Here is a 10137-nt window from a genome sequence, read left to right as displayed (position 1 = left end):
GCGGCGACTCGGAGGTTCGAACCTGGTTGTATGCTATCGCCAGGAATACGGTCCGGACCTATTACGCCCGTAAAAAACCGGCCCCTGCCGGAGAGGAAGATCTTCTGGGACTGGAGTCGCCAACAGATCATCCGGAACAAGCTGTAACCGATCGGGAACGGTTGAGTCTATTACAGAAAGCGCTGCTGCAATTGAACGAGGCTCAACGGTCGGTTGTGATCCTGCGCAATATTCACGGTTATTCAACAAGAGAGACCGCACAAATCCTTGACTGCAGCGAAACCTCTGTCAAAGTGCAGCTGTTTCGAGCATTGCGCAAGCTCAGGAAAATATTGGAGGCCGATCCCCTGTTTGCAGTGGACGGGGCTGTCGCTTCAGAGGAGGTGAGACCGCTGTGAAACGCAAGAAAGAGCTGGACAATGTCGCAGAACTGCTGAATTCCTTGAAACCGATGGAGCCAAGACCGGGTTTGGAACAGGAGATTTTTGCTCGGATCATGGAAGAACCGGTGCCGGATGTGAAATTGAAACGGGATTGGAGACGGATTCGTTTGTCTGCAGCGGTCGCCTCTTTCATCGGGGCGCTGATTCTGATCGGCGGGTTCTTCCTGGCAGCCAATCCCCAATTGACAAGCATGAATCATGCGGCAAATCAATCGGCTGGGGGATCGGCTCTCAGTTCCGCTCCTGGGGAGAAATCTGCTGCAAACTCAACTGAAAAGCAAAAGCCGATGGCTGACACAATTTCTAAAGGTGAATCGGCCAATCTCGGCAAGTCAACGGCTGACCAAACTCTGACAAGAGGTTTGCGGATCACTTTGACCGAACCTTCTTCAGCAAATGAACTGGAGGAAGCGAAGCAGGTGGGGAACAGGATTGCGCCGGAAGACTTCCGGCAGGTTGTCCTGGAACTATATAAGAACGGGGCAAATTGGGTGTCCGTCAATGGAGTGTCAGTGTCTGCGGAGGATGTCGTTGAGTGGAAAGACAACTTTTTGGCAGTAAAGGGGGTACCCCTTTCTCGCCCCTACCAGGTTCTGGTTGACGGAGATCCCAAGCAGCTCCAGGATGCAATTGAACGAAAGGGATCCAGTATTCAGACCCTCAGGCAAGCTTCGAAGGTGGCTGTGGAAGTCCGGGTAGTGAAAGAAAGCATAAAGTAAACTGACAACCACATGATGCAAAAGAGAGGCAATGTGGAGAGGGCTGTATTTTGCAGTGCTCTCTATGTATCCTCTCTTTTTTCAATTTTCCTCCTTGTGACTGAACCTAACCTGTTCGGTACAAACTAGCACTTGGTGGAAAAAGAGGAATGACGAGGGTAATGAAAAAGGGGGATTGGCGTGGGGCAGAAGGCGGTATTTCTGGATCGGGACGGCGTTATCAATGACAATGTCAGGCCGATCAACAAGCCGGATGACCTGATTCTCTTTCCTGGTGTTGGGGCTGCTGTCAAGCGGCTTCAGGATGCGGGGTACCGGGTGTTTGTCGTGACCAATCAGGGCGGTGTCGGACTTGGGTACATGACGGAAGAAGATTTGCGGAGCGTCCATGACAAGATGATTCGCGAATTGTCCAGGGACGGTGCGGTAATCGATGACATCCGCTATTGCTCACACAGGCCCCATGCGGGGTGCGGATGCCGAAAACCGGAACCGGGAATGATTTTGGAACTGGCTTCCAAATACAACATCGACTTGGATCAAAGCTTTATGGTTGGCGATAGGGACTTTGACATACAGGCTGGCAGAAGGGCAGGCACACGTACGGTATTTATCGGGAAGGGACATGCCGATGCGGATCTGGTTGCCAAGGATCTTACAGAAGCGGTGAATCAGATTCTGAATCAAGGAGTGATGAACAGATGACGGTTGACTATCGGATCTCAAGAGACTCGCTGGGAGAAGTGCGTGTCCCGGCCAGTGCCTACTACGGTGCTCAAACGGAGAGGGCCCGCCACAATTTCCCCATTTCAGGTCTGCGGCTCCCGCCACGGTTTATTCGCGCACAGGGGATTATTAAACGGGCTGCTGCGATCGCCAATCGGGATGTCGGGGAGCTTGACCCTGACAAAGCGGCCGCGATCATTGCAGCAGCAGAAGAGGTAATCGACGGGAAATTCAACGAACATTTCGTGGTGGATGTTTACCAGGCAGGTGCCGGAACATCGCAAAACATGAACGCCAATGAAGTGATCGCCAATCGCGCTTGTGAAATCATGGGCGGTGAACGGGGAGACACATCGCTTGTGCATCCCAACGACCATGTCAACATGGCGCAATCCACCAACGACACCATTCATGTCGCGATGAACATTGCGGCGATGGAAGCCATCACCCATGATCTTCTGCCAAACGTACTTCACTTTGAAGAAGAATTGTTCAAGAAGGCAAGGCTTTGGGATCCGATCATCAAATCCGGACGCACTCACCTCCAGGATGCGGTTCCCATGCGGCTTGGCCAGGAATTTGGAGGTTATGCCAACGCGGTCCGAATGCGCCGCGAGATGCTGAAACAGGTGAGCGAACGGCTGTTGCTCATAGGGCTTGGCGGAAATGCGGTGGGGACAGGAATAAACGCTCACCCCGACTATTCGGAAAAGGCGATTGCGGAAGTGGCAAACTTCACGGGATTGCCGTTCCGCAAACCTGTCGATTATTTTACCTTTGTTCAAAATCCGGATGCGGCAGTCGAAGTCAGCGGGCAGATCAGGGCGTTGGCAACCACTGTCATGAAGATTGCAAACGATATCCGGCTGCTTTCCTCCGGTCCCCGTACCGGGTTGGCCGAGGTGAATCTCCCCGTTGTACAGCCCGGTTCCTCCATTATGCCGGGCAAGGTGAACCCGGTACTGCCGGAAATGATGAATATGATCTGCTATCAGGTATTCGGCTGCGACATGACGGTCGCTTCGGCCGGTTCTGCTTCCCAGTTGGAACTCAATGTGATGATGCCTGTGATGGCATACAATTTGCTGCATGCCATCCGGATCCTGGCAACCGGAATCAGGGCTTTTACCGACAAGTGCATTGTCGGCATGGAAGCAAACGAAGAAAGATGTCTTTATTACGCTGAAATGAGTACTTCAGTGGCTACAGCCCTGAATCCTTTGATCGGGTATGACCGTGCTGCCGAAATTGCCAAGCGGGCTTACGCAGAAAATCAGCCCGTGCGCGAAATTGCTCGTGCGGAAGGAATTCCGGAGGAGCAGTTGGCCAGGTACCTGAACTTGAGGGAAATGACAGGCAAGTAGCAATCGCCCATTTTTGGAGGGGCAAGCGCCCTTTTTCCCCGGTACTGCATATTCTGCAATGTGCCTGTTTACCGGGCAAATATCCATGGAGGGGAGTTTGCCGCATGAGTCAAGATGAACGTCAGATAACACCGGGGGACATTATCGAGGGAATTGGTGAATGGATGGGTGGTGATGGTGCAATGCCGGGAAAAGCGGTATCGGGAGCCTATCCGGGTGTTGCGGGAACCGCCTTGACAGAAACTGCTTTACCGGGATACCAGTGGCAGAATGTGCCATATGCTCCACCGTTTTCTGTTCCTGCAGGAGCAACGTATCCCCACTTGTGTCAAGTTCCGTGGAGCTATTTCCCCGGGTTTCCGTATCGGCCTGAGGAAGGTTATGGGATGGAGTCGGACGGTGCCGAGGACCGGGCACAGACTGCCGGTGGCAGCTACGAAGATGAAACCCGCCAATTGTTTCCGTTCTTTGGGTTCCCTCCCTTTGGACCGCAATTCGGATTTGGGTTTGGCTTTCCCTTCTTCAGACCGATTTACCGGCCCTTTTATCCATACTATCCCCGTCCTTACTGGTGGTACTAAGCAAACGGGTCTTCCCCTGGCGGAGGACCCCTTTTTTCACATAAAATTCAAAAAAGTAACTGGATATTTTTCAGATAATTTGTATAATAGTCAGTAAATAGTTGATGGAGGGATCGCCATGAACCAGGGAGAGCCTTGTGCTTTGTGCCAACAGGCAACAGAGATAGAGAAAAACACCCCGTCTTACATGCGGGAACATTATATTGATGGGGCCGGCCAACTCTGCGAACACTGCTATGAGGAGATTGCACAGAACAAAGAGTGGCACAACCTCTTGTGACAGCTGCCTATAATGAAAAACCTCCTGTCGGCTTGCAGGAGGTTTTTTTGCGGTTCATTTGAACTTAGTAGACATGCAACTGCATTCATACCTGAATCCTTCTTCGTTAAGGCCCTATTGTTTGTTCAGCTTTCCTTTAGCAAGCGGCACCGGCTGTATAAGGAACGAGCAGGAAGAACAAAACGAAGATGATCAGGAACACAACCGCCCAACGGGTGTATCCGCCGAAAATTCCGTATCCGTACATGATGGACCTCCTTTCTCCTTTTTTGAACACCTCTCTTCACCTGCATCCGTGAAGATAGTACATATGATGCAAATCATTCCGTTTCTGTATAGGACACCAGCCCTATATTGAAAAAACGGGCTACCGCACAGGCATTAGGTATTGTCCTCACAGTGGTTACCCAATGGATGGTCTTATTCCATCAAAATGGGCTGAAAAATATAAGGGTTTCTAAGCGCGTGCACAAGAACAACCGTCCATTACCTCATAAGATAGTTCTTAAAGGGAGGGGAAAATCTTGAGGGTGCAGACTGCCGATCTGGGTGTTTTGGTGGGTGAATTGCAGATGAAGGCCGCACTTCGAGGACGATATGGATTCGAATACTTGCCCTTTTACACGGAGGCAGCCTCCAGGGCCGGTAAAACTGTTGTGTTCTTCACTCCCCGCTCATTTTCGGTCGGAAAGAGGTTGGTCCGTGCGTATCACTGGAACCCTTCCGCCCAAACTTACCAGGAAGGAATTTATCGTCTTCCTACCGTGATTCACAACCGCGCTCTGTTGATAAAACAAAAGGATAAACAGATTTACTCCCACATAGTCCACAATGGATCCGTATTGTATAACCGCACAATGCGCTTTGACAAGTGGCGGGTTCACAGACAGTTGGGCCGGCATCTCCCGACTGCCGGATATTTGCCGCAAACGGAAACGCTGGTGTCAGCCAAGCAAATTGTCAAATGGCTGGACCGATTCCCGGTCATTTATCTCAAACCGCGCAGCGGAAGCCTGGGAATCGGCGTGATCCGTCTTAGGCGTACACCTGAGGGTGTAAAGGTCACCCGGACTGTCAACGGTCGTTTCCGTCAAAACACAATTCCCCATCATCAAATCCAACTTTTGTATAAACGGTTGGAAAAGCGTCCGTATCTCATTCAGGAAGGAATATCGATGCTGCGGCATCGTCGGCAACCGGTCGATTTTCGCGTGTCAGTCCAGAAAAGCGGGACGGGAATGTGGACCGTCTCGGGGATTGTGGCCAAGATTGGAAAAGAAGGGTCTCATGCCACTAATTTGGCGGTCGGAGGCAAAGCGGTTGCCGCCAGGAGATTGTTGGAGAGAGTGTTTGGCATGCAGAAGGCAAATGTGGTATATGGCCGCCTCAAACAATCAGGACTGCTGATTGCCAGACAGTTGGAGAGAATGGATCCCCATGTGGCCGATCTGGGACTGGATCTGACTGTCACCCGGAACGGAGCAGTCAAATTTTTTGAAGCTAACGGCAGGGATCTTCGAATTACCTTTCGTAACGCCAGACAAAGAAAAATGTGGCGGAACACGTTTCAGAATCCCATCCGCTATGGAATATTTCTGCTGAATAAGCAAAATTTTTCTTCCTGACCCCGTTGTCTCAGGTAAAGTTAGTCCTTCATAAACGCAGTCATTCAATAGAGATCGGATCGCCGGTCCTCAAATATGGGTATACGCTGCCGAACGGTATCCGCCAGTTTCAGGTCAATTTCCGTATGGAGAATTTGTTCCTCTTCACCGGCTTCGCAAAGGATTTCTCCCCACGGGTCAACCACCATGGAATGACCGAAAAATTCGGTGTCACCGGCTCGTCCCACCCGGTTGCAGGAAACGACAAACATCTGGTTTTCGATGGCCCTCGCCATCTGCAGGGTTCGCCAATGATGCAGACGGGGATGGGGCCATTCCGCCGGGATAAAGAGAACCTTGGCGCCTGCCAAAGCCAGTTTGCGGGAAAGTTCAGGAAATCTGAGATCGTAACAGATCATGGTGCCGCAAGGAAGGCCTTCCACCTCAATTTGGCCAATTTCACTGCCTGCCGCAAGATATTTCTCCTCGTCCATCAGACGGAACAAATGGAGCTTCGAGTAGGTGAACATTGGCTCCCCCCTTCTGTTGAACAGGAAAGTCGTGTTATATACCCGGCCCTCCCGTTTATTGGCCACCGAACCGGCCAGGATGTTGACATTCAGGTCTTTTGCCAGGCGAGACATTTGTTCCTTTGTTTCCTGCCCCTCATTGTCTGCCAATTCCAGGATACGGGTCAGATCGTAAGCGGTTGTCCAAAGCTCCGGCAGCAGAATCAAATCGGTTCCCGTTGCCGCAGCCTGCCGAATCATTCGATCGGCCTTCTCCCGGTTCGCTCTTGCATCCCCGAAGGCAATATCCATCTGGATTATGGCTATCCGCAGTTTCTCCACTTGCATTCCCCCAACCTGCTCTCTATTCCTACCGCTTGCGTTTCCTCAAGCTTTCCTTGCCCTGTTGAAGCAGGGCTGTCACCATATCAAGCTGACTCATCTCCGAAACAAGAGTCAGGGTAACGGCAGCCGCTCCGTATCGCTGAACAAGATCTGTCAGAAGCCGTTTGTGGGCTTCCGTGACCGGACCCACCTGCAGTTCCAGATATTCGGCAATTTCGTTGACCTCGCTGCCAATGTCAGGAACCGGCGTTGTTTCACGAACTTCTTTTGCCATGGTTTACTCCTCGAAGACAGTGACTTTCGCCATTTTGTCGCCTTGTTTGATGTCATCGTATTCATCCACCATATGCTTACGAGGAAACCGTCTATGTCAGATTTGACGACCTTCAGGCAAGTGCTTGTTAGTCACTGTCTTTCCTTTCATTTTTCCTCAATGATACATACTTGCAACAAAATTGACAAGCTGACGGTAAATCGTCACAATTAGCAGGAGGACACGCATAAGGAGGAAGTCATGAAAAAAGGACGAATTACATTGAAGAATGGTGGGGAAGTGATTATTCAATTTTTCCCTGAGGATGCACCAAACACTGTGGCAAACTTTGAACAGCTTGCTAATGAAGGTTTTTACAATGGATTGAAGTTCCACAGAGTCATAAAGGGATTTGTGGCTCAGGGAGGCTGCCCACTGGGAACAGGATATGGTGGAGCAGGATATACAATCAAATGCGAGACTGAAGGGAACCCACACAAGCATATCCGTGGCGCCCTGTCAATGGCCCATGCAGGCAAGGACACAGGGAGCAGCCAGTTCTTTATAGTCTACGAACCACAGCCTCACCTTGACGGAGTACATACAGTGTTCGGTCAAGTTATTGAAGGAATGGAGCATGTGGATAGCATTAAACAAGGAGATGTAATGGAGAAAGTTGAGGTGTGGAATGAATAGCCCAAGGAAAGTCAAACGATAAGCAATATGTAGGGAGGCAGACTCGGTTGACAGGAGCTCTGCCTTTTTGTTTTACTGGGCTGTTGCTGTCAAATCTGCATACAAAAAAGCAGCCGCAAACAGGCTGCTGATTGAACATATTAATTTGCGTCTTTAACTTGCAAGGTTTCAGATTCGCGAAGTTTGTCACCCATTGCAATCCAGTGAAGAAGTCCGAGCTGGTCGTTCCCGGTATATCTGGTGACAACGGTGATAATTGCGCTGTCATGGGATTGTTCTTTCACGGCGGCGTAGCAATCCGCGTGGTTGGTCATGGCCACAATTGCATAATTCGAATTGGCGAAGGGTTCCTCAAAGGATAGTCTGATATCAACAGAAGTAGCTTCCTCTTCGAACTCAAAGGGGACAATTCCAAATTGGTTCAAAGCATTATTTTTTACAGAGTGGACAGGGGAAAACGACAGCTTCTCTTCGGTGACCGAGTGGTTGGCCAGATGTTCGGTACTTATGGCACCCAGCCTGATTTTATCGGCAGAAACAGACAGGGCGGCAAGGTGTTCAGTTTGCACGCAGGATGTTTTGAGTTTCAGGGCGTCTATGCAATCTCCCGCCAACTTCTCCACGGTTATGATGCCATCTTCCAAATGGGATCCACCGATGACTCCCGCCTTCAAATGACGGCTCTCAATCGCCCCGTTCATGAGATGCTCGCTGCCGATTGCCTGATTACAGATTTTGTTGGATGTAATGGAATTGTCGGCAATTTTTTCAGTTGTAACGGACTGATTCTGGATGGTTTTTACCGATACGGCATTTTCCTGAATGTGTTCGGCCGTTACGGCTGCCGGTTCAATATGCTCTGAATCAATGGATTTGGGCGCGATTTTGTCTTTTGTCACAACCGCTTTTGCCAGGTGATGGCGTTTTACGGCTTCTGCCGAGAGTTTTCTGGACGATACCGAAGAATCCGCCAGCTTGGATGTAGTTACGGACAGATCGATAATTTTGTCAGTCGATATGGATTCGGGGGCCACTTTGGATGTGGTCACAGAATGGTCCGTCAAATGATTGGTCATGACGATCCCGTCACACAAGTGTTTGCGTTCGATAGCCTGATCCGCAATATGGATGGAATGAACGGCACGTTTTGTCAGTTTCTCGGAAGTAATCGATTCGTTTCGCAAATGGCGGGTGACAACCGTCTCGTCTCCAATATGCTCCTGTTTGATGCTTTTTGCTGCCAGGTGTTCCGAGTTGACACTTCCTTGAGCCAGGTGGCTTTGAGTAACGGATTTGACCTGCAGGTGAGAAGAGGATATGGTCTGCGGGGGGATTTTCTTTCCCGTAATTGCCCCGTCCTTAATTTTTTCGGAAGTGACCGCATCCGAAAGAATTTTCTCGGACGTTACGGCTCCTTCCTTGATTTGGCCTGCCGTTACAGCCCCTACGGCAAGATGCTCGGTTCTTACACAGAAGTCGTTAAGATGTTCACTGGAGATAATATTGTGGGAAAGATGGTGTTGAAGCACCGACTTGGGCTGCAGATGAAAGGAGGATACGCTGTTGACAGACAGTTTCTCTTCCGTTATGGCTCCATTCCTGATTTTACTGGCGATTACAGACCCATCAGCCAATTTTGCGGAATTGACGACACCATTGGAGAGGTGATTCGTCTGTACGGCACTGACCTTTATTTTTTCGGATGTTACCGATTGGTCTTGCAGAAGTTCAGCGGTAATGGACTGCTCGTGCAAATGCTTTGTATGAATGGAACCCTCTGCAATTTTCATTGAATCGATGGTTTTGTCTGCAAGCTTTTCAGAAGTAATGCTGTTATCCGCCAATTTGTTGCCGGTGATGGCACGGTTTTGAATTTTGTCCCCGGTGATTTCCAGATCTGCAATATGTTCGTTAAGGACGGAAGCGGGTGCCAGCTTGCCGGAGGTGATGCTTTTATCATCCAGCTTGGTGGTATCGATTGCATAATCCGATATCAATTCGGTACGTATGCTGCCAGGTTTGATTTTGGAAGCGGTAATCGCTCGATCTGCTATTTTTTCGGTAGTGACGGCACCGTCGGACAGATCGTCGGTGTAAACGACCACTATGGAGTTCTCATTCCGTTCCCGAAACTTCAACCGTTTGTCCATGGGATCGGCTTCCGGCGCCTTGTCTTGTGACAACTGGGCAGGTTCTTCCTCCTCATCGAGCCAATCGAAACTTTGTTCCTCCTCTTCCCAATCCCACCTGCGAATCGATTGTGTTAAGACTTCTCTGTCGGGTGGGACCAAGCGGTTCTTGCGCTTCTTTCTAACCATCTTGTCAGCCTCCTAGTGTGCATATGTGCAGACTTATTCCCAAAATATTCATGGACTGACCTGACAGGTACACTTTCCCCGAAAAATGGGTGTTCGTGGAAACAAAGAAAAAGGCCGTTGACAAAAAGGAGGTCAACGGCCTTAAAGTTTCCCGCTTAAGTCTATTGAAGGAGTGTTTATCTTGTCGTGGGAAACACCCGGCGAATCACGTCACCCAGATCGTTGATGCCTGCCCGGGTCCGGGCAGCCGGACGATTGTCATTGAAAGTGGTAAACCGGGTCATCAGAATGGGGCTGTT

The 10137-nt window shown here is 50.1% G+C and carries 11 protein-coding genes; 8 read left to right on the top strand and 3 right to left on the bottom strand.

Going from position 1 to position 10137, the window contains the following annotated elements:
• The 7 genes from EFBL_RS20725 to EFBL_RS17475 form a co-directional block, all read left to right on the top strand.
• The coding region (locus tag EFBL_RS20725) for an RNA polymerase sigma factor (protein ID WP_172899741.1) at positions 1-398 on the top strand (398 nt) is incomplete at its 5' end.
• Positions 395-1162 (top strand): DUF881 domain-containing protein, encoded by a 768-nt coding sequence (locus EFBL_RS17495; RefSeq protein ID WP_096183561.1) that lies wholly within the window; start codon positions 395-397, stop codon positions 1160-1162. The genes EFBL_RS20725 and EFBL_RS17495, both read left to right, overlap by 4 nt.
• A 180-nt stretch (positions 1163-1342) precedes the next feature.
• Entirely contained in the window at positions 1343-1867 is a 525-nt protein-coding gene (locus tag EFBL_RS17490; RefSeq protein WP_096183559.1) for a D-glycero-alpha-D-manno-heptose-1,7-bisphosphate 7-phosphatase, read from the top strand.
• The gene (locus tag EFBL_RS17485; protein WP_096183557.1) at positions 1864-3252 is read left to right on the top strand and encodes a class II fumarate hydratase; all 1389 of its coding nucleotides are present in this window, start codon (positions 1864-1866) and stop codon (positions 3250-3252) included. The genes EFBL_RS17490 and EFBL_RS17485 overlap by 4 nt, the downstream gene beginning before the upstream one ends.
• Before the next feature lie 104 nt (positions 3253-3356).
• Positions 3357-3833 (top strand): hypothetical protein, encoded by a 477-nt coding sequence (locus EFBL_RS17480; RefSeq protein ID WP_096183555.1) that lies wholly within the window; start codon positions 3357-3359, stop codon positions 3831-3833.
• Positions 3834-3951: 118 nt separating this feature from the next.
• Positions 3952-4113, top strand: coding sequence for a hypothetical protein (locus EFBL_RS20720; RefSeq protein WP_165912532.1), 162 nt, complete (start codon positions 3952-3954; stop codon positions 4111-4113).
• A 530-nt stretch (positions 4114-4643) separates the two neighbouring features.
• Positions 4644-5738: a YheC/YheD family endospore coat-associated protein gene (locus EFBL_RS17475; RefSeq protein ID WP_231705868.1), complete on the top strand. Its 1095-nt coding sequence runs from the start codon at positions 4644-4646 to the stop codon at positions 5736-5738.
• Between the two features lie 44 nt (positions 5739-5782).
• On the opposite strand, the gene EFBL_RS17470 is transcribed toward EFBL_RS17475, so the two are convergent.
• Together EFBL_RS17470 and EFBL_RS17465 are read right to left on the bottom strand one after the other, a co-directional pair.
• Positions 5783-6574, bottom strand: coding sequence for a carbon-nitrogen family hydrolase (locus tag EFBL_RS17470; protein ID WP_096183551.1), 792 nt, complete (start codon positions 6572-6574; stop codon positions 5783-5785).
• 22 nt (positions 6575-6596) lie between these two features.
• Complete coding sequence (locus tag EFBL_RS17465; RefSeq protein ID WP_096183549.1) at positions 6597-6845, bottom strand: hypothetical protein; 249 nt, start codon at positions 6843-6845, stop codon at positions 6597-6599.
• A 240-nt stretch (positions 6846-7085) separates the two neighbouring features.
• Between EFBL_RS17465 and EFBL_RS17460 the strand changes: the two genes are divergently transcribed.
• Positions 7086-7520 (top strand): peptidylprolyl isomerase, encoded by a 435-nt coding sequence (locus EFBL_RS17460; RefSeq protein WP_096183547.1) that lies wholly within the window; start codon positions 7086-7088, stop codon positions 7518-7520.
• A gap of 140 nt (positions 7521-7660) precedes the next feature.
• Here the strand turns inward: EFBL_RS17460 and EFBL_RS17455 are convergent, their stop codons facing one another.
• Complete coding sequence (locus EFBL_RS17455) at positions 7661-9838, bottom strand: WIAG-tail domain (protein ID WP_096183545.1); 2178 nt, start codon at positions 9836-9838, stop codon at positions 7661-7663.
• Between the last annotated feature and the right edge of the window lie 299 nt (positions 9839-10137).

It is taken from the genome of Effusibacillus lacus, assembly GCF_002335525.1.
Classification (GTDB): Bacteria; Bacillota; Bacilli; order Tumebacillales; family Effusibacillaceae; genus Effusibacillus; species Effusibacillus lacus.
This window is presented reverse-complemented; position numbering and strand designations above follow the sequence as displayed.